Annotated in this window: 20 protein-coding genes; 7 read left to right on the top strand and 13 right to left on the bottom strand. The window is 62.3% G+C overall.

What is annotated here, in order from left to right:
• Nucleotides 1-204: 204 nt before the first annotated feature.
• Both NKJ23_RS26285 and NKJ23_RS26280 read right to left on the bottom strand, forming a co-directional pair.
• Nucleotides 205-822 (bottom strand): PilZ domain-containing protein, encoded by a 618-nt coding sequence (locus NKJ23_RS26285; protein WP_352683359.1) that lies wholly within the window; start codon nt 820-822, stop codon nt 205-207.
• Between the two features lie 117 nt (nt 823-939).
• Nucleotides 940-1,578 (bottom strand): PAS domain-containing protein, encoded by a 639-nt coding sequence (locus NKJ23_RS26280; protein ID WP_352451104.1) that lies wholly within the window; start codon nt 1,576-1,578, stop codon nt 940-942.
• 391 nt (nt 1,579-1,969) lie between these two features.
• Here NKJ23_RS26280 and NKJ23_RS26275 point away from each other — a divergent pair, with 391 nt between their 5' ends.
• The 4 genes from NKJ23_RS26275 (at nt 1,970) to NKJ23_RS26260 (ending at nt 5,451) form a co-directional block, all read left to right on the top strand.
• Entirely contained in the window at nt 1,970-2,740 is a 771-nt protein-coding gene (locus NKJ23_RS26275; RefSeq protein WP_352451103.1) for a rhomboid family intramembrane serine protease, read from the top strand.
• Between the two features lie 100 nt (nt 2,741-2,840).
• A complete protein-coding gene (locus tag NKJ23_RS26270) occupies nt 2,841-3,272 on the top strand; it encodes a CBS domain-containing protein (protein ID WP_352451102.1) in 432 nt (143 codons plus the stop codon).
• A 189-nt stretch (nt 3,273-3,461) separates the two neighbouring features.
• The gene (gene gatB, locus NKJ23_RS26265; protein ID WP_352683357.1) at nt 3,462-4,961 is read left to right on the top strand and encodes an Asp-tRNA(Asn)/Glu-tRNA(Gln) amidotransferase subunit GatB; all 1,500 of its coding nucleotides are present in this window, start codon (nt 3,462-3,464) and stop codon (nt 4,959-4,961) included.
• A gap of 1 nt (nt 4,962) precedes the next feature.
• Complete coding sequence (locus NKJ23_RS26260) at nt 4,963-5,451, top strand: GNAT family N-acetyltransferase (protein ID WP_352526510.1); 489 nt, start codon at nt 4,963-4,965, stop codon at nt 5,449-5,451.
• A gap of 16 nt (nt 5,452-5,467) precedes the next feature.
• On the opposite strand, the gene NKJ23_RS26255 is transcribed toward NKJ23_RS26260, so the two are convergent.
• The 5 genes from NKJ23_RS26255 to NKJ23_RS26235 form a co-directional block, all read right to left on the bottom strand.
• Nucleotides 5,468-5,809, bottom strand: a complete 342-nt coding sequence (locus NKJ23_RS26255) for a hypothetical protein (RefSeq protein WP_352683355.1) — start codon at nt 5,807-5,809, stop codon at nt 5,468-5,470.
• 151 nt (nt 5,810-5,960) lie between these two features.
• Nucleotides 5,961-7,172: a hypothetical protein gene (locus NKJ23_RS26250; protein ID WP_352683353.1), complete on the bottom strand. Its 1,212-nt coding sequence runs from the start codon at nt 7,170-7,172 to the stop codon at nt 5,961-5,963.
• A 146-nt stretch (nt 7,173-7,318) separates the two neighbouring features.
• Nucleotides 7,319-7,618, bottom strand: coding sequence for a hypothetical protein (locus tag NKJ23_RS26245; protein ID WP_352646745.1), 300 nt, complete (start codon nt 7,616-7,618; stop codon nt 7,319-7,321).
• A gap of 94 nt (nt 7,619-7,712) precedes the next feature.
• Nucleotides 7,713-9,113, bottom strand: a complete 1,401-nt coding sequence (locus NKJ23_RS26240; RefSeq protein WP_352683351.1) for an ArnT family glycosyltransferase — start codon at nt 9,111-9,113, stop codon at nt 7,713-7,715.
• Between the two features lie 208 nt (nt 9,114-9,321).
• A complete protein-coding gene (locus tag NKJ23_RS26235) occupies nt 9,322-10,482 on the bottom strand; it encodes a helix-turn-helix transcriptional regulator (RefSeq protein ID WP_352683349.1) in 1,161 nt (386 codons plus the stop codon).
• A gap of 255 nt (nt 10,483-10,737) precedes the next feature.
• Here NKJ23_RS26235 and NKJ23_RS26230 point away from each other — a divergent pair, with 255 nt between their 5' ends.
• From NKJ23_RS26230 to NKJ23_RS26220, 3 genes are all read left to right on the top strand, one after another.
• A complete protein-coding gene (locus NKJ23_RS26230) occupies nt 10,738-11,136 on the top strand; it encodes an NADH:ubiquinone oxidoreductase subunit NDUFA12 (protein ID WP_023674818.1) in 399 nt (132 codons plus the stop codon).
• 141 nt (nt 11,137-11,277) lie between these two features.
• Nucleotides 11,278-11,760, top strand: coding sequence for a DUF2155 domain-containing protein (locus tag NKJ23_RS26225; protein WP_352683347.1), 483 nt, complete (start codon nt 11,278-11,280; stop codon nt 11,758-11,760).
• An 88-nt stretch (nt 11,761-11,848) separates the two neighbouring features.
• On the top strand, nt 11,849-12,217 hold the full coding sequence (locus tag NKJ23_RS26220; RefSeq protein ID WP_352683424.1) for a hypothetical protein: 369 nt from the start codon (nt 11,849-11,851) through the stop codon (nt 12,215-12,217).
• An 81-nt stretch (nt 12,218-12,298) separates the two neighbouring features.
• Here the strand turns inward: NKJ23_RS26220 and aat are convergent, their stop codons facing one another.
• From aat to NKJ23_RS26190, 6 genes are all read right to left on the bottom strand, one after another.
• Nucleotides 12,299-12,916, bottom strand: coding sequence for a leucyl/phenylalanyl-tRNA--protein transferase (gene aat, locus NKJ23_RS26215; RefSeq protein ID WP_023674821.1), 618 nt, complete (start codon nt 12,914-12,916; stop codon nt 12,299-12,301).
• Nucleotides 12,917-12,931: 15 nt separating this feature from the next.
• Nucleotides 12,932-14,275, bottom strand: a complete 1,344-nt coding sequence (accC, locus tag NKJ23_RS26210) for an acetyl-CoA carboxylase biotin carboxylase subunit (RefSeq protein ID WP_023674822.1) — start codon at nt 14,273-14,275, stop codon at nt 12,932-12,934.
• Between the two features lie 19 nt (nt 14,276-14,294).
• Entirely contained in the window at nt 14,295-14,753 is a 459-nt protein-coding gene (gene accB, locus NKJ23_RS26205) for an acetyl-CoA carboxylase biotin carboxyl carrier protein (RefSeq protein ID WP_352451093.1), read from the bottom strand.
• 26 nt (nt 14,754-14,779) lie between these two features.
• Nucleotides 14,780-15,214, bottom strand: a complete 435-nt coding sequence (aroQ, locus tag NKJ23_RS26200) for a type II 3-dehydroquinate dehydratase (protein WP_352683345.1) — start codon at nt 15,212-15,214, stop codon at nt 14,780-14,782.
• Nucleotides 15,215-15,377: 163 nt separating this feature from the next.
• Nucleotides 15,378-16,181, bottom strand: a complete 804-nt coding sequence (locus NKJ23_RS26195; RefSeq protein ID WP_352683343.1) for a DsbA family protein — start codon at nt 16,179-16,181, stop codon at nt 15,378-15,380.
• 70 nt (nt 16,182-16,251) lie between these two features.
• Nucleotides 16,252-17,646, bottom strand: coding sequence for a M48 family metalloprotease (locus NKJ23_RS26190; RefSeq protein ID WP_352472763.1), 1,395 nt, complete (start codon nt 17,644-17,646; stop codon nt 16,252-16,254).
• Between the last annotated feature and the right edge of the window lie 131 nt (nt 17,647-17,777).

Below are 17,777 nucleotides of genomic sequence, written 5' to 3'. Positions count from 1 at the left end.
ACGCAAAAGCGCGAAGTAGACATTAAGTAAAACGCCAATAGAATAAACATAAAATTTGACGTAATTGAATATAGAATTGTTTAAGGATTCCAGTCGGGCATGTTCCCATGCTTCGTCGCACCGTTCGAACAGCTAGGATGGCGGGACAGAGGGGGGCGCGAAGGATCGCCAGCCTCTCTTCCCGATAGTGCTAACGCTTCCGCGTCAGCCGCGCGACGAGCTGAATTCGGTATCGAGCGTTTCCGGCCGCTGGATGACGGCGAACTCGATGGCGACGCCATCTTCGAAATGCCGCACTATCTGGCCGCGCATGGTGCCCAGCGTCACCTGGACGCCGATGGCCGGCTTGACGTCGATCTCGATCGCCGCGCCCGACAGCGACAGGTCGATGATGCGGCACTGGTACTGGCGTCCGTCGGCAAGCTGCATCACGCTCGTCGGGTTGCGCGGTGCGACGCGTTCATGGCGGCGGTCTTCCGGCAGGTCGAGCTCGTGCTTGTTGGCAAGCCAGGTCAGTTGCGCGGCGAGCTTGTCCCTCTTGCGCTCCGACGCGATGACGGTCATCGCAAAGCCATCCTGCAAAGTGCGGGTGATGACGCCTTCGATGCGGCCGATGTGATCGATATAGGCAATGACCTTTTCGCCAGCCAGGCCGGTGCGCTCGGTGCGCAACGCAACGTTGCCGGGCGACATGTCGACCACCTGGCAGGGATGTTCGGTGCGGTCTTCCAGCATGAAACGTCCGTAAATTTTCACGCGGACGCGCTGAAAGTTACGCCTTTCAGCTTGGGACGGCGCATGGTCGACCGCCGCTGACCTCATCACTGCCATACCCCGTTCGGCATTCCGCGCATGGATGCGGGGAATTTCAGCGGAAAACTACAACAAAGCAGGTTAACAAAGGGCAAAGCCCGGCGCTGTTGCTTTAAGCTTTGGGCATCATTCCTCGCGACCGCCGTCGAAGACGACCAGGTGACGGATGCGGCGGGCCTGGCCGAGCGCCGAAATCGTCTCGGGCGGGTCGAATTCCGACGGGGCGAGCGAGGGAACCTCTATCGCCGGCCGGTTCCCCGGGAACATCGGCTCCTTGTCGGGATCGACGACACGGATCGAATCGATCAAGGCGTCGAGAACCGGGTCGGCACCCAGCCAGAAAGGTTTTTCGACGGCGCTTATCACGCCGAGGCAGCGCGGGCTCTCGACACCGCCGTCGAGCGGCAGCGCGAGCAGCTCGAACCTGTTGGACCGGCCGTTGCGGCTGAAACCCTCATAGGTGATGAGCATCACCGATTTCAGGTCGAAGACGCCATCGGTCAGCTTCGAAATCAGTCGCTGGTCCTTCTCGCGCCACAGCGAAGGGAATGAAAACCCCTTGAGTTCGCGGCCATAGACCGCGCAGAGCCTGGTGCCGGCGAGCCGGAACACCGCTTCGCCGCGCGTGTCCTTTTCCAGGATGAACGTGTCGGCCAGCAGCGACTTGATATCGGCCGGTTCGACTTCCGAGCGCTTCGGGGCAGGGCGTCCGTCACGCAACCGGTTCCAATAATGGAACAGCGTGATCGATCCGGTCTGGTTCATGCTAATGCTGCTCCGCGCATTCTGTCTTCTGATGTCCCATCGGTGAACAGAAGGGCGCCCTCCGAAGACCTACATGCGTTGCGGAGCAGGATGCGTGCCAGCATCGTTAATACTTGTTCACGGGTCGGGGCGGTTAAGGTTAACAACTGGTTTACGTTGCGCGCCTGCCAGCCCTGTGGCACACCAAAACCACTCCAGAAGCGGTCGTTTTGCGACGATCGGCAGCACTTCAGTCAAGAGTTCAGGGGGAGCAAGGGGGCTCGACCAGCCGTTCAAGGGAAACCTTGGACGGCTTCTTTTTTGATTCGGGGCTGCTGATTCGCCGTTTGTGATTCGGTTGGCCGTGATCTACATGCTCGCAAGTCCAATCCAGCGACTGAGTGCAAGCCATATGAGCGACCCAGAAAGCCCACCGGAGATCGAGCAGGGCCAGGGTGGGCCTGTCGCCCGCGAACCGGAGCAGCGCCGCGAGCCGGTGTTCAACCTGCCGCCCGTGGTGCTGGCGGTGATCGCCATCTGCGTCGTCGTCTTTCTGATGCAGCAGTATGTGCTTAGCCAAGACCAGCAGCTGACACTATTGTACGACGGGGCCTTCATTCCTGTTCTCTACACTGGCCAATACGGCTTCGACTGGTTCCTGTTTTCTCGGCCCTTTACATATGCCTTCCTGCATGGCGGCTTTGCCCATCTTGCCATCAACATGGTGTGGCTCGCGGCCTTCGGCTCACCGTTGGCCAACCGCTTCGGCGCCCTGCGCTTCAGCCTGTTCTTCGCCGCGACCGGACTGGCGGCGGTGGCGCTGTTCTGGGCCATGCACCCGCTTGGCGAGGCGCCGCTGGTCGGCGCCTCCGGCGCGATTTCCGGCATGATGGGCGCGGCGGCACGCTACGGCTTCCGCATCGACCGCTCGTCGGGCAAGGCCGCCTTCGCCGGCCGGCCTTTGCCGATGGCGGCGGTGCTGCGCTCGCGCGGCGTCGTCACCTTTCTCGCCATGTGGATGGTGATCAACCTCGCGACCGGCCTCTTCGGCCTGGCGCCTGGCATTGACGGCCAGATCGCCTGGGAAGCCCATATTGGCGGCTTTCTTGCCGGCTTCTTCGGCCTGCGGTTTTTTGATCGACGAGAGCAGGTGCCCCGGCAGGCGGACGAGCCGGAGACCTGAGACCGCCGCACTTGAAAAGCAACCGATCGCGGCGCACCATGTTCATCCCAGGGAAAGCCGGCCAGGGCAGGAGCCGGCAGGAAATGCAGAGGAGGACGCCATGACTGTTAAGGCAATTCTCGAGGCAAAAGGCCACGGCGTGGTGACGCTCGGGCCGAACGAAAAGCTCAGCGAAGCCATCCGCATGCTTTCCGAACACAGGATCGGCGCGCTGGTCATCACCAACGGCGATCACAAGATCGTCGGCATTCTTTCCGAGCGCGATGTGGTGCGGGTTCTCGCCAAGGAGGGGGCGGCGGCGCTCGACCTTGCCATCCGCTCGGCGATGACGCCCAAGGTGAAGATCTGCAATGAGAACCACACCGTCAACGAGGTCATGGAGATCATGACCAAGGGCCGCTTCCGCCATCTGCCGGTGGAAAAGAACGGGCTGCTCGACGGCATCGTGTCGATCGGCGACGTGGTCAAGCGCCGCATCGAGGATGTCGAGCGCGAGGCCGAGGAGATCAGGGCCTACATCGCCACGGCATAGGTGACGGCGGCCGGGTTGCCGACAGGTCGATTTTTCAAGCTGCTATCGCAGTTCGTCGCGGCAGGTGCGGGCCTGTGCCGCGTCGGCGCCTGCGGCTTTGCGCTTGTCTCTTTTGGCGGTTTGCACTAGCGAAGTTGCACATCAAAATATGCGTTCTCGCATATCCGCAATTTCAATATGCAGGCCCTTATGAGCATTATCGACACCCGCACGCCCGACGCCAAGCGCCTGGTTCCCGGCACCACCGGCGACTGGGAGATCATCATCGGCCTCGAGGTCCACGCGCAGGTGACCTCTCAGGCAAAGCTGTTTTCCGGCGCCTCGACCATTTTCGGCGCCGCGCCCAACGCCAATGTCAGCCTGGTCGACGCGGCGATGCCCGGCATGCTGCCGGTCATCAACGAGGAATGCGTCAAGCAGGCGATCCGCACCGGGCTGGGCCTAAAGGCCGAGATCAACCACAAATCGGTCTTCGACAGGAAAAACTATTTCTATCCCGACCTGCCGCAGGGCTACCAGATCTCGCAGTTCAAGCAGCCGATCGTCGGCGAGGGGAAGGTGATCGTCTCGGTCGGCCCGGACCGACAGGGCGAATTCGAGGACATCGAGGTCGGCATCGAGCGCCTGCACCTGGAGCAGGACGCCGGCAAGTCGATGCACGACCAGCATGCGACGATGTCCTATGTCGATCTCAACCGCTCCGGCGTGGCGCTGATGGAGATCGTCTCCAAGCCGGATATGCGCTCCGCCGATGAAGCCAAGGCCTACGTCACCAAGCTGCGCACCATCGTGCGCTATCTCGGCACGTGTGACGGCAATATGGACGAAGGCTCGCTGCGCGCCGACGTCAACGTCTCGGTGCGCCGGCCCGGCGGCGAATTCGGCACGCGCTGCGAGATCAAGAACGTCAACTCGATCCGTTTCATCGGCCAGGCGATCGACTATGAGGCGCGCCGCCAGATTGCCATCCTCGAGGACGGCGGCAGGATCGAGCAGGAAACGCGGCTGTTCGACCCCAACAAGGGTGAGACGCGCTCGATGCGCTCCAAGGAGGAAGCGCACGACTATCGCTATTTCCCGGATCCCGACCTTCTGCCGCTGGAATTCGACCAGGCCTATGTCGACGAGTTGGCAAAGGACCTGCCGGAACTGCCGGACGCCAAGAAGACGCGGCTGATCGCTTCGCTCGGCCTGTCGACCTACGACGCCTCGATCCTGGTGTCGGAAAAAGCGATTGCCGATTATTTCGAGAAGGTGGCGGCCGGGCGCGACGGCAAGCTCGCCGCCAATTGGGTCATCAACGATCTGCTGGGTGCCTTGAACAAGGCCGGCCAGGATATTGAAAACGCTCCTGTTTCGCCCGACCAGATTGGTACGGTCATCGACCTGATCAAGGAAGGCACCATCTCCGGCAAGATCGCCAAGGATCTGTTCGAGATCGTCTGGAACGAGGGCGGCGATCCGCGTCAGCTGGTCGAAAGCCGTGGCATGAAGCAGGTCACCGACACCGGCGCCATCGAAAAGGCGGTCGACGAGGTGATCGCGGCCAACCCGGACAAGGTCGAGCAGGCGCGCGCCAAGCCGACCATGGCCGGCTGGTTCGTTGGCCAGGTGATGAAGGCGACCGGCGGCAAGGCCAATCCGCAAGCGGTCAACGAGCTGGTCAAGGCCAAGCTCGGGATCGAGTAGGATGTTCATCCGCACCGCCGGCGAGCGCGATCTGGCGGCGGTGCGCGCATTGCTGATCGAGACGTGGCATGCCACCTATGACGCCATCTACGGCGCGGCGCGGGTTACCGAAATCACCGATGAATGGCATTCGATCGCCGCGCTCAAAGCGCGGCTGACGCGGCCGAACTCGGAGTTCCTGGTCGCCGACGACGGCAAAAGCATTGGCGGCATGGCTTTCGCCGCCGCCACCACGGATGCCAGGATCGTCATGCTGAACCAGCTTTACGTGCATCCTGCCTGGCAGAGGCAAGGCATCGGCCAGGCGCTGCTGGACGAGATCGAGGCCAGCTTTCCGGAGGCCCGAACGCTGCGCGTCGAGGTCGAGGAAGCAAATGCTCCGGCCATCGCCTTCTACCGCTCGAGGGGGTTCTTGCCCGCCGGTAACACGGCCGATTGCGGTGGCGCCTCAGGGTTGCCGGCGCTGGTTTTGGAGAAGCCACTCGGATAGCTCGTTCGCCTGACGCTCAGTTGCGTTTCTCAGGCAGGTTGGAGCAGCCGGCAGCGAGAAACTCGCACGGCAGGCTGCCGCCGCCGCCCGACGTGTGCGGGGGCGTAGCGGCTTCGATTTTTTCGACCTCGTAATATTTCGAGGTGACGCCCCATTTTTTAACGCCCTGGCACGTCGAGCGCACGCCAACCTCCGTCGCCTTCGCCGCCGTCTTGTAATAGGTGGTGATCCGGCAGGATTGGCTGACCGGCAAAGCGTTCGCCGGGCTCGTGACCGGCGGCAAGAAGTTCGGTAAAGCAAGCAGCGAGATTGCCGCAATGATCCTGATGGCGGGCATGGTGTGAGGAAGGTGCAGCATCGTTTGTCTCCATCGATGGCGCCGCTCGCTCGTGGCGCAGCGGCGCGTTTGTTCCAGCAAGATCAGGCCATGATGCCGGCGCTGCCGCATCTGCCGCGCGGGGCAAGGCGGCAGCGGTCTGAACCGCCGCCGTCATCCGCGAGCGGCCGCGTCAGGGCGTTTTCGGCTTGATGAGCGTCTTTATCGGAACGGCGACTTTTGGAGGCCGGACCGTACTGGCTCCACCATCGACGGCCAGCCCGCCGCTGTTGAGATAGCGCACCGTATAGTGCAGCTCATAGCCGGGAACTCTGATCCATGTAGGCTTGGGATTGAACTGGTCCGGCGGCCTCGAATACCACTTCGGGATCTGCATGATCTTGGAACCGGCACCGAATCCCGCAGTCTTGGCCGCTACTGCGAAGGCGCTGTCTCTGGGGTCGTTCGGCGGCTGGTCGACATTGCCGATGACGACCAGCGAATCGTATTTTCGCGCGTCCAGCCGTACCGCGGGAAGGTTCAGCGCAGCCACGTCGCCTTCGCGCATCGTCAGCGCCTTCTGACGGCCATCCTCATTGGCATAGACGTTGAGGTTTATGGCCTCGGATTCCGCATAGACGACATTGTTGTGGAAGTCGCGGGCTGGCAGGCGTGTGAGGCTGTCGAAGGTCACTTCAACCGTCGGCTTGGCTATGGCGTCCGTCACCACCAGGTTGCGCCGCGGCACCGTCCAGAAGATGAGATCATCGCCGGTGGCCTGTGTGCCGGCATCGGAGCCGTCTATTGCCGAGCATTTCGAATTTGGAACCGGCGTCGTCACCGGCAGAGGTGCCGAAAACGAGCTGCGTACCTGAGCGTCGATGTAATTGCCGACGTTGAAAACGTCTTCGAGGATGTTGCCGCCCTCGAAGCTCGCCGGGCCGGGTTGCGAGCGGATGATGACCTGGCTGGAATCGGTCTGCCAGCCGCTGCAGAAGACGTTGACGTCTATGGGAATGCCGATGTGGCGGTCGGAGGTCACCGGGATCGAGACTTTGATGGTCAGGATGTAAGGAACTTTGACAAACCAGCTGTTCGGCTGGTTCAGCATCTGCGTCGCAAAGCGCGACGGCCGCCATTGCTTCAGCGATTCGATCGATGCGCGTGACGATCGTCCCTGGGCGGCCAGCTGTGCGTTGGTGGCGTCGACTTTGGCTTGCGCCAGGTTGCGGACGGTGTTGGTGATCAGGAACACGCCGAGTTCGGCTTTGCAGGGCCTGTTCGATTGTGTGGCGTTGCATGGGGCAAGTGCCGCACTGGGAACCGGCGGCCCCGAAGGCGGCGGCTGGGCGGCCGCGGTGGCCGCCATCAGGCAGAAGAACAGGATCGTGCAGGTTTTCAACATGGTATCCTCGCTCTGTCGTTGGAAACCACCCTCCGGCTAGACAGCAGCATTTGTTCGATGGCGGTTCATCGCCCGCACGGGGGATGAACCGCGAAACATCGGGCTGGCCCAGCGACGTCGAGCCGCCGTCCTTTCGAATTGGATATCTACTGCTTCACGACGCCTTTGGTTGTCGCCTTCGGCGCGACGACCTTGGGCTTGGGGGTTTTCGGGCCGGGGTCGACTACCAATGCGGCCGTGCAGGAGCATTTGCCCGAACCGCAGTTCAGGTCGCCCTTGCACATTTTGGAATGCCGCATATCGGTGCAGTCGGCGGTCCCGGAGCAGGAGCAACTGCCTTGCCCAATCGTTCCGGACTGACATTTGAAGCTCCATGCCGGATCGGCGGCAAGGCCGGCCACAGCGAGCGATAAGGCAAAAAGCGTCGTCGAGATGAGCTTGCGCATGAATACCTCCCGGTTCTATCGAGCGATGGAACCACGAAGCAGCAACGCCTTCATCTCCCGCGCGGGGGACGAACTCGCATACCGGTGACGATCGTCAATGCTGTCCCTTCAGCACGACGAGATAGCCGCGTTCGACGCGAAGCCGGAACGCGATTTGCCCTGCAGTGCCGGGATCCTTGGAAACCTTGTCGATGACATAGCCGCTGGGATGCGAGCCAAGCCATTCTTCCGGTTTGTCGGTGGTTTCGAATGGCTTTTGCAACCGGGCCAGGAAGCCGACTTCGCCTTGATAGTCGAAAGCCACGGCCCAGTCCGCATCCTTTCGCTCGTCGATGAAGTTGGCGAGCGGCGTCAGATCATAGCGTTTGAACGCGGTTGCCGATGCCACCGCGTGGCCAATGCCGAAAATGACAAGCATGACGATGGCCGAGCTCTTCAGCCTGGCGAGCGGGATCTCCGCCATGAAATAGCCGAGCAGGATGACCACGAACGGCAACATCGGCACGACATAATGAGGCTGCTTGCCGGATATCGCGCTGAACACCAGAAACACGGCAACGAACGAGAATGACAGCAGGCGCAAGGCGCGCAGATCCGGCGACTTCGTGTCGATCAGGCTGCGTATCCGCGTGCGCAGCTTCAACCGCCACACCTCGGGTATGAAGATCCACGGTATGAACATGACCGGCAGCAGCAGCAGATAGAAATAGAACGGCCGGCCGTGCGAATTGCGCAAATTGCCGGTGACGCGTCCCGCCGACTGGTTCCAGACGAGATCATAAACGAAATTGCCTTTTGTCAGGATGGTCGCCGGCACCAGCCAGATCGCCACCGGAATTAGCGCGGCGAGCAGGGCCATGCCCACTCCAGCGAGGAAGTTCGGTGTCGTCAGTCCCGCCCGCCCGTCGCGCCAGAACGGGTAGAACAGGATGGGCGCGCCGATATGGATCAGCACCACCGGGCCTTTCGTCAGCACGCCCATGCCGATGAACAACCCGGCCAGAACGGCCTGCCAGCGGTTGCCGCTGCGGGCAAAGGCAATCAACGACAACAGCGCGGCGAGCACAAAGACCGTCAGCAACAGGTCGAACAGGATCAGCGTCGAATAGATGACGAACACGCTGCTTCCGGCGACCAGCCAGGGGATGCGCCGCGCGATGTCGTCGCGGCCCGGAAACAGGGTCTTTGCCAACGCCGTCGTCAGCCAGATGACGAGCGAGGAGGCGCCGAAGATGACCAGCATCGCCGCCGGCCGGCTGGCGCCGAAAATGTTCCAGACAAGGTCGATAAGCCAAAACAGCAGTGGCGGCTTCTGCAGATAGGGCGCGAAATTCATCGTCGGGACGAAGATCTGTCCGCTCAGATACATTTCCCAGGTGACGCTGAGATATCGCGTTTCGTCGACGGGCAGCAGTGGCCGGAAAGCGACCGCGATTACGATCAGCCCAAGCAGAAAGAGGTAGGGGAGCAGCCGCTCGGTAGATGTCGGTGTCAAAGATCGAGATCCGCGCCAGAAACCATTTTCATTCCAGCCGAGCATAGTGCCGCGTTTCTGGACCGCGAACGACCGCACCATGATTTTGGCCGAATTGCAACGATGCCGGTTTCGTTTCGCAGATTTTGCGGAGGATGGTCTCAAGGGCTTGAAAAACTTGCCGGCCGAGTCTTTTGGACCGCTGCCGGTCCCGGGAACCTGAGCAAAATCAACTGGAGCGCAAGGGTGGCGACAATTCGCGCATCAACAGTTCGAGCTCGCGCTGATCGCCTGTACCGGTCTTGTCGAAGATCGTCGCCAGCTGCGACTTGACGGTGCCGTCCGAGACGCCGCCGGCCGCGGCGATTTCCTTTCGCGTCAGGCCGGCGGCAACGTGACCGGCGACGCGCCTTTCTGCCGCGGTCAATCCGAACAGCGCCGCAATGGCGTCCAGCGCCGGGATTGGTGCCGAACCGGCCGCCGCGATGAAGATCGCTGCAGCGGCGCGCTGCGAGATGCGCGCCGAGATCTCACGCCGCGCCAGCGGCATCACATGGGCCACCGCCGGAACGGCCGTCTTGGCCAGGGGAATGTTGATGCCGCAAGGTCCGAGCGCGAATTCGTCGCGCGTGCCGAGCTGGACGGCGCGGCCGATCGCGGCATTGGCATTGGCATAGGTGAAGGAAAGCTGGCCGCGCACGCAAGCAACCGAAATGTTTTCGGCGAGCAGCGCTTCGGCTGATGGATTGGCGAAGATGATGGTCATGTCTTCGGCGACGATCAGCACCGGATGGTCGAGGCTTTCGATGATGGAGCGGAAGATTTCGGCCTTGCGCCGCTCGGCCTCGAACAGGTCGCCGATGGTCACCGCGCGCCGCACATGCGGTGCCAACAGGCAGACAAGCTCGATATCCTCGCGGGAAATCTGGCGCCTGTCCTTGTCGGTAACCACCATCAGCGTGCCGATCCGGGTCGGCCGCTTCATCAACGCCACCCAGAAGAAATCGTCCAGGCGGTTGGGTTGCACCCATTCGCGCACGATGCGGCTTTCGAGCCATCTCTGTCGCGTATCCGGGCCTTGCAGGGCGTAGATCGAATCGACGGTGAACGGCACGTCGATCTCCATCTTGGGAACCGCCGCATAGAACGGCACTTGCGAGCCGTAGTCGTGCTTCAACGGCTCAAGAACTGCGGGATCGCCGCAAGACACCGAAAACCGCGCGGAGCTGCTGATCGTGTCGATGACGGCGAGCATGGCAAGCTGGCCTTCCGCCAGGTTGCAGATGGCCTCGAGTGTCGCCTGCCAGCGGTCGACGTCGGCAATCGAATCGTAGATCGCCTCAACGACCTGCGGCAATGCGCGACCGGCCGTGCCCGCCAGCGATGACATGAGCCCCTCTCATTTGCCGTCCTAGAGGCAACGAAGCTTCAACTCCTAGAATAACGCTGCGTAAGGTTGCCAACAACCCATTTCATCTGCTTCGGGCGGCCGCGAAAATAACATGATCGTTTCGCTTTCCCGCCACCCATTTGCTCCTCGGTTGCGGCAAGACGCTTGCCTTCGCAATGCCGTGACGCCATAAGCAGGAACAGGCGCCGCAGCCGCCGCGAGGACTTGCTTCAAGGACTTGCCACGAGGATTTGGATGAAGACTTTCCTTCTGCAGTTTTTCACCTGGTGGAACAGCCAGACATTGGGAACGCGCTTCCATACCTGGCGGCACGGCAAGAAGGTCGGGCAGGACGAGGTCGGCAACGTCTACTATGAGGGCGGCGTCGATTCGGAAGGCCGCACCCGTCGCTGGGTCATCTACCGCGACTATTCGGAAGCCTCGGCGATTCCGCCCGGCTGGCATGGCTGGATCCATCATCGTGTCGACGTTGCGCCGCCAAGCGAAGACTACAAGCCACGCGACTGGCAAAAGCCGCATGTGCCGAACCTCACCGGCAGCCCCGCGGCCTATCGCCCGAAAGGCTCGGTGCTGACCAACCAGCATCGTCCGCAGGTGACGGGCGACTACGACGCCTGGACGCCTGGTTCGTGATCGATCGCCGCGACACGCGCGCGGTCCCCACGGGGGCGGTCCTTTGTCGCCACAATTGCTGTTTAGCTGTTTGCTGATCCGACAGCAGCAACTAGCCTTGGCGTTAAGAGAATCACCCGGGCGCAAACCACCGGATCTTGGATGAGCATGTTCAGCCGAATTTTGACGGGCGGATTAACCGCGGTCGTTCTCGCTTCTATGGTGGCGCTTGCTACTGCGCAGGAATTGGTGCCGCCTGCGCCGGACGCGTCGGTGGCGCCTGAAGCACCCGCAGTATCCGAGCGCATCACCAATCCCGTCGCTGAATTCGCCGGCATCGACAAGATCACCGGCCGTATCATCACCTTCGATGTTTATATCGACGAGACGGTGCAGTTCGGCGCTTTGCAGGTGACGCCGCGCATCTGCTATTCGCGGCCCGAAAACGAAGAGCCGAAGACGGATTCGTTCGTCGAGGTCGACGAGATCACGCTCGACCGGAAAATACGCCGTATCTTCACCGGCTGGATGTTTGCCGAAAGCCCCGGGATCAATGCCGTCGAGCATGCCGTCTATGATATCTGGCTGAAGGGCTGCAAGCAGAAGTCCGACGTGCCAGCACCCGCCGCTCCCAAAACCAACTAAAATCTGTCAGCGCGCGGCGGATACCGCGTCTTGCGGAACCGCCGCGTTGCCCGAGCGTTGGTGCGTCTCTACGGAGGAGGTTGCCATGATGATGGCCAACAAGAACGAACTTCTCGACATCGAAAGGGGATTCTGGAGCGGCGGTGCCGACTATTTCAAGGCCAATGCCGATACCGACTGCCTGGTGGCCTTCCCGCAGATGGCGCGGGTGATGAGCAATACCGATCTGGCCGCAACTGCCACGGACCCGAACCGCTGGCGCGATCTCGACATCGACCTCAAGGGCATCATCGAGCCGGGCAGCGACATCGTCATGCTGACCTACGAGGCGCGTGCGACGCGGCGAGATGGCGAAGCCTATGCGGCGCTGGTCAGCACCGGCTATGTCCACCGCGTCAATGGCTGGAAGATGATGTTCCACGCACAGACGCCGCTGGTGACGGCAGCAAAAGGCTGACCGGCCGCAAGAGCATTCCAGGAAATGTGAACGGCTTTCCGTCCGGAATTGCGTTTCTGTGAAACGATGAACCATTCCAGGTTATGGAAAAAACACGGCCTCGCCCTTCAGCGCCTCGGCCAGCATCTTCTCGTACTTGCCGCGCGGCACGTCGATTGCACCGAAGCGTTTGAGATGCTCGGTGGTGAACTGGGTATCGAGCAGTGCAAAGCCACGCGCCTTCAGGCGTTCGACGAGGTGAACCAGGCAGGCCTTTGACGCGTCGGTCTCCCTGGCGAACATGCTCTCGCCGAAGAACACGCGGCCGAGCGATACGCCGTAGAGCCCCCCGACCAATCGGTCGTTGTGCCAGGCCTCGACCGAATGGCAATGGCCCATCCGATGCAGCTCGATATAGGCTTCGCGGATCGGCGCGTTGATCCAGGTCGACCGACGTTCCTCGCGCCTTTCGGCGCAGGCCTCGATCGTCGCCTCGAAGTCGAAATCGATGCGGAACTCGAACAGGTTCTTGCGGATCGTCTTTCTCAGGCTTTTCGGTATGTGGAACCCGTCGAGCGGAATGATGCCGCGCGTCTCCGGCCGCACCCAGAATACTTCGGGGTCATTGGCGCTTTCGGCCATCGGGAAGACGCCGGAGGCATAGGCTTTGAGCAAAAGGTCGGTCGGGATGCGATAACCGGGTGCGTAGGGACGGGTCATCGCTTCGCCCCTGTGTCACTCGCCTTCGGCCAGGTATTTTTCCAGCCAGTGGATATCGTAGTCGCCATTAGCGATGTCGGCGTTGCCAACGAGGTCGCGAAACAGTGGCAGCGTCGTTTTGATGCCGTCGACGACGAATTCGTCGAGCGCGCGCCGCAGCCGCATCATGCATTCGACGCGGTTGCGGCCGTGCACGATCAGCTTGCCGATCAGGCTGTCGTAGTAGGGCGGGATCTTGTAGCCCGAATAGACGCCGGAATCGACGCGGATACCGAGGCCGCCCGGCGTGTGGAAATGGGTGATGGTGCCCGGCGAGGGGGTGAAGGTGCGCGGATCCTCGGCATTGATGCGGCATTCGATGGCATGGCCGTGGAAGCGGATATCCTCCTGGCGCACCGAAAGCCCGCCGCCCGAGGCGACGCGGATCTGCTCGTGCACGAGGTCGATGCCGGTAATCGCCTCGGTCACCGGATGTTCGACCTGCAGGCGCGTGTTCATCTCGATGAAATAGAACTCGCCGTCCTCATAGAGGAATTCGATGGTGCCGGCGCCGGAATAGCCGAGATCGGCGATCGCCCTGGCGCAGACGCCGCCAATATGCGCGCGCTCCTCGGCATTGAGCGCCGGCGAGGGCGCTTCTTCCCAGACCTTCTGGTGGCGGCGCTGCAGCGAGCAGTCGCGCTCGCCGAAATGCACGCCGCGCCCGGCGCCGTCGCCGAACACCTGCACTTCGATATGGCGCGGCTTCTGCAGATATTTCTCGATATAGACTGCGTCGTCGCCGAAGGCCGCACCCGCCTCCGAGCGTGCCGTCTGCAGCGCCACCTCGAGATCGGCCTCGCTACGCGCCACTTTCATGCCGCGCCCGCCTCCGCCGGCCGACGCCTTGATGATCACGGGGTAGCCGATCGCGGCGGCAATGCGCTTGGCTTCCTTGTCCTCGGTGACCGCGCCGTCGGAGCCGGGCACCACGGGAATGCCGAGGCGTTTTGCGGTACGCTTGGCCTCGATCTTGTCACCCATGATGCGGATATGGTCGCCGGTCGGGCCGATGAAGGTGATGTTGTGCGCGGCGAGGATGTCGGCGAACTTGGCGTTCTCCGACAGAAAACCGTAGCCGGGATGCACCGCGTCGGCGCCGGTGATCTCGCAGGCGGCGACGATCTGGTGGATGTTGAGATAGCTGTCGCGCGACGGCGGCGGGCCGATGCAGACGCTCTCGTCGGCGAGACGCACATGCATGGCGTCGGCGTCGGCGGTCGAATGCACCACCACCGTCTGGATGCCGAGCTCCTTGCAGGCGCGCAGCACCCTGAGGGCGATTTCGCCGCGATTGGCGATCAGGATTTTCTGGAACATCTTTCGCCTGTTCCCGGCTCTACTCGATCACGACGAGCGGCATACCATATTCGACCGGCTGCGCATCTTCAAACAGGATCGCCGTCACCGTGCCGGCGCGCGGCGAGGGGATCTGGTTCATCGTCTTCATTGCTTCGATGATCAGCAGCGTCTGGCCTTCCTTGACCTTCTGGCCGATTTCGATGAACGGCCTGGCGTCGGGCGACGGTGCCAGATAGGCGGTGCCGACCATTGGCGAGGCGACGGCGTTCTTCGACAAGTCGGGCGTCGCCGGGGCGGCCGCTGCCGCGGGCTGCGCGGCTGCCGGGGCATAGGCCGGCTGAGCTGCGGCGACCGCATGGACGGCCGGCGCCTGCCGCGAGACGCGCACCTTCAGATCGCCCAGCTCGACCTCGATCTCGGTCAGGTTGGTGTCGTTCAGTATGCCCGCCAGATCGCGGATCAGCTGCTGGTCAACACCGTTCTTCTTTATCGACATTTTCGAGCCTTCTGTTTGTTGGCCGGTCATAGGCGTGCAGCCAGCGCCTGCAGCGCCAGCGTGTAGCCGAGCGGCCCGAACCCGCAGATCATGCCGACGGCGACCGGCGCGACCATGGAGACGTGGCGGAATGGTTCCCGCGCGTGGATGTTGGAGAGATGCACCTCAGCGACCGGCAGCGGCGCGACGGCGCGGATGGCATCGTGAATGGCGATCGAGGTATGGCCGTAGGCGCCCGGATTGATGACGATCGCGGCGGCCTTGTCGGCGGCCTCCTGGATCCAGTCGACGAGGTCGCCCTCATGGTTCGATTGGCGGAAATCGATCTCCAGCCCAAGTGCGGCACCTGCCTGCTTGCAGTCGTCGGCGATCGCAGCAAGCGTCTTGTCGCCATAGATGCCCGGCTCGCGCTTGCCGAGCGCGTTGAGATTGGGGCCGTTCAGGACGAAAACCGTTTTCAAAATATGCCGACCTTTCCCGGCGCGGCTAAGCCGGCGCGCCGGACCCTCTATAATGGGCATAGACGCTGGCGAAAAGAGCGCAAGTGCGTTCTTTCGCCGTCCACAACAGCCGGAAAACGGCCCGTGCCGGAAACCCGCAGCCTAATCGAAACCCGAATGCTGATCAGAGCGCGGCCTTCGCCGCCTCGATCTTTTCGGCCAGCACTTCCTGGCCAAGCGCGCCGAACACCACCTCGTTGCCGACGACATAGGACGGCGTTCCGGTGATGGCGAGCTTGGTGGCGAGGTCATAGGTCTTGGAGAAAGCCTCGGTGATGCTCGGGTCCTTCATCTTTTCGCGCAGCGCCGCCTCGTCGGCGCCGAGCGACAGTGCCAACTTGATTGCCGCCGCCTCGGTGGCGCGCCCCTGGCCGCCGAGCAGCGCATTGTGGAATTCGCCGTATTTCTCCGGCTTCATCAAATGGAAGGCCATCGAGACGACGCTCGCCTTCTGCGAATCCGGGCCGAGGATCGGGAACTCCTTGAGTACGAAGCGCAGGTCCGGATCGGCCTTGGTCAGCGCGCGCATGTCGTCGATGGCGCGTTTGCAGTAGCCGCAATTATAATCATAGAATTCGACGATGGTGACCTTGCCGTTCGGATTGCCGACAACACCGTCGAATGAGGAATTGAAGATCTGGTCCTTGGCGTCTTTGATGACGCCGAGACTGGCGACGCGCTGTTCTTCCTTCTGCTTGGCCTCGAGTGCCTGCTGGGCCTCCAGAAGCACTTCCGGGTTCTTCAGGAGATAGTCGCGGACGATGCCTTCGACTTCGGCACGGTCGAGCTTGGTACCCGAGGGTGCCGTCTGGGCAAGCTGTGCCGTGCCGGCCTTCGCCGTCTGCGGATTGCCGGCGACGAAGCCGAACGCCAGCATGGCGAGAGCCGCTGCCACTCCGGTAGTGCCCAGCAGAATTGCCTTGGTCATGATCCTCGATCCTCTTGCCTGTGTTCGGGTCCGCTCGCTTTGGCTGTGTCGCAGCCTGCGTCCGAAAGGTTCACTTCTTCTTACCTGATGGTGCGTAGTTTATGATGTCCTGCGCGCGAAGCCAGCCCGGCTCGCCCCGCTTCATGCTCTGCTGCGCCCGCATGGCGAAGATCTTCGCATTCTTGTAGTCGCCGGAATAGAAATGCCCTTCGGCGGTTGCAAGCTCGGCGGCCGGGATGTTGCCGAGTTCCCCGTAAGCCTGTGCCAGATAGCGGTATCCGGCGGCGTTTTCGCGATCCCGTCCGAGGCCGGTGTTGATCTGCGCCACCGCCTTCTTCAGCGAATCCTGCGTGCCGATCGCCATCAGCGCCTGGCCGTAAGAGACCGGCAGCAGCCCCGATCGCGCCGGATCGAGGCTGACCGACTTGGCATAGGCGTCCGCCGCATCCTTCGGCCGGTTCGCCTTCATCAGGATGTCGCCGCGTAATTCCTGGAAATAGGGATTTTTCGGCTGTTCCTTGATCAACGCGTTGGTCTTGGTGAGCGCCGACGCCAGATTGCCGAAAAGATAGGTCATCTGCGCGTCGCCATAGCGTGAGGCGAGGCTGCCGGGGTTCTTGCGCATCAATCGCGACGCCGCCGCCTGGCCCTGCATGTAGGCGGCGATCTTGATGCGCATCATGTCGTGGCGCTGCTGCAGTGCCGGCGGGTCGACCTTGTCGACGTAAGGGCTCTGCTTCACCAGCACTTCGAGATTGGCGATACGCTCCTGCGGCATCGGATGGCTGATCCTGTAGGGATCGACTTGCGCGCCCGAGAGCGACAATGCGTTCTGGAAGCGGCCAAACGTCTTCAGCATGCCCATGCCGGACTGGCCGGTTGCATTGAGATAGGTGATCGCCGAACGGTCGGCGGTCATCTCTTCGGTGCGCTGATAAGCGAGGATACTGCGTTGCGCCATCTCGCCGCCGCCGGCCACCACGCCCATGCCGGCGCCGGCGAGACCGCGGCTGTTGCTGGTGGCGCCGGCCACCATGGCGCCGGCGCCAAGCAGCGTCGCCAGGATCGCCATCGTCTTGGCGCGCTCGAGCTGTTCTCGCAATTTCTGCTGGTGTCCGCCGGCGATATGGCCGGCCTCGTGGGCAATGACGCCAATGATCTCGTTGGGCGTTTCGGCCGTCATCAGCGCGCCGGTGTTGATGAACAGGCGGCGGCCGGCAACAAAGGCGTTGAAGCTCTGGTCGTTGACCAGCACGATGTTGATGGCGTCGCCCGACAAGCCCGCCGCCTTGAAGATCGGCCGCGCGTAATCGCGCACCAGCGCCTCGATCTCGGCATCGCGCACAACCGGCACATTCTGCGCAAAAGCATTGACCGAGCCGGCCATGGCGACCACCGCGGCAAGCGAAAGCGTCGCGAGGGCGCGCGCTGTCCTGGCGATCGTCGATTTGGGTCGGCTCAACATGGCAGGTCCACTGGTAGACGAGTGGGCGAAGGATGAAAAGTCGGCAGCCTAAACTTACCGAACTTGTGATCCCCACACCAATCGGGCATTTGTGCGGCGCGGCCAGCATGGCCGGCACGTGCGGACAAGTG

Source organism: Mesorhizobium sp. M0184 (assembly GCF_040322215.1).
Lineage (GTDB): Bacteria > Pseudomonadota > Alphaproteobacteria > Rhizobiales > Rhizobiaceae > Mesorhizobium.
This window is presented reverse-complemented; position numbering and strand designations above follow the sequence as displayed.

Bases quoted from the DNA above. Each gene is read 5' to 3' on its own strand.
- NKJ23_RS26285 (WP_352683359.1), bottom strand. From the start codon at position 822: ATGAGGTCAGCGGCGGTCGACCATGCGCCGTCCCAAGCTGAAAGGCGT.
- NKJ23_RS26280 (WP_352451104.1), bottom strand. From the start codon at position 1,578: ATGAACCAGACCGGATCGATCACGCTGTTCCATTATTGGAACCGGTTG.
- NKJ23_RS26275 (WP_352451103.1), top strand. From the start codon at position 1,970: ATGAGCGACCCAGAAAGCCCACCGGAGATCGAGCAGGGCCAGGGTGGG.
- NKJ23_RS26270 (WP_352451102.1), top strand. From the start codon at position 2,841: ATGACTGTTAAGGCAATTCTCGAGGCAAAAGGCCACGGCGTGGTGACG.
- gatB (WP_352683357.1), top strand. From the start codon at position 3,462: ATGAGCATTATCGACACCCGCACGCCCGACGCCAAGCGCCTGGTTCCC.
- NKJ23_RS26260 (WP_352526510.1), top strand. From the start codon at position 4,963: ATGTTCATCCGCACCGCCGGCGAGCGCGATCTGGCGGCGGTGCGCGCA.
- NKJ23_RS26255 (WP_352683355.1), bottom strand. From the start codon at position 5,809: ATGCTGCACCTTCCTCACACCATGCCCGCCATCAGGATCATTGCGGCA.
- NKJ23_RS26250 (WP_352683353.1), bottom strand. From the start codon at position 7,172: ATGTTGAAAACCTGCACGATCCTGTTCTTCTGCCTGATGGCGGCCACC.
- NKJ23_RS26245 (WP_352646745.1), bottom strand. From the start codon at position 7,618: ATGCGCAAGCTCATCTCGACGACGCTTTTTGCCTTATCGCTCGCTGTG.
- NKJ23_RS26235 (WP_352683349.1), bottom strand. From the start codon at position 10,482: ATGTCATCGCTGGCGGGCACGGCCGGTCGCGCATTGCCGCAGGTCGTT.
- NKJ23_RS26230 (WP_023674818.1), top strand. From the start codon at position 10,738: ATGAAGACTTTCCTTCTGCAGTTTTTCACCTGGTGGAACAGCCAGACA.
- NKJ23_RS26225 (WP_352683347.1), top strand. From the start codon at position 11,278: ATGAGCATGTTCAGCCGAATTTTGACGGGCGGATTAACCGCGGTCGTT.
- NKJ23_RS26220 (WP_352683424.1), top strand. From the start codon at position 11,849: ATGATGGCCAACAAGAACGAACTTCTCGACATCGAAAGGGGATTCTGG.
- aat (WP_023674821.1), bottom strand. From the start codon at position 12,916: ATGACCCGTCCCTACGCACCCGGTTATCGCATCCCGACCGACCTTTTG.
- accC (WP_023674822.1), bottom strand. From the start codon at position 14,275: ATGTTCCAGAAAATCCTGATCGCCAATCGCGGCGAAATCGCCCTCAGG.
- accB (WP_352451093.1), bottom strand. From the start codon at position 14,753: ATGTCGATAAAGAAGAACGGTGTTGACCAGCAGCTGATCCGCGATCTG.
- NKJ23_RS26195 (WP_352683343.1), bottom strand. From the start codon at position 16,181: ATGACCAAGGCAATTCTGCTGGGCACTACCGGAGTGGCAGCGGCTCTC.
- NKJ23_RS26190 (WP_352472763.1), bottom strand. From the start codon at position 17,646: ATGTTGAGCCGACCCAAATCGACGATCGCCAGGACAGCGCGCGCCCTC.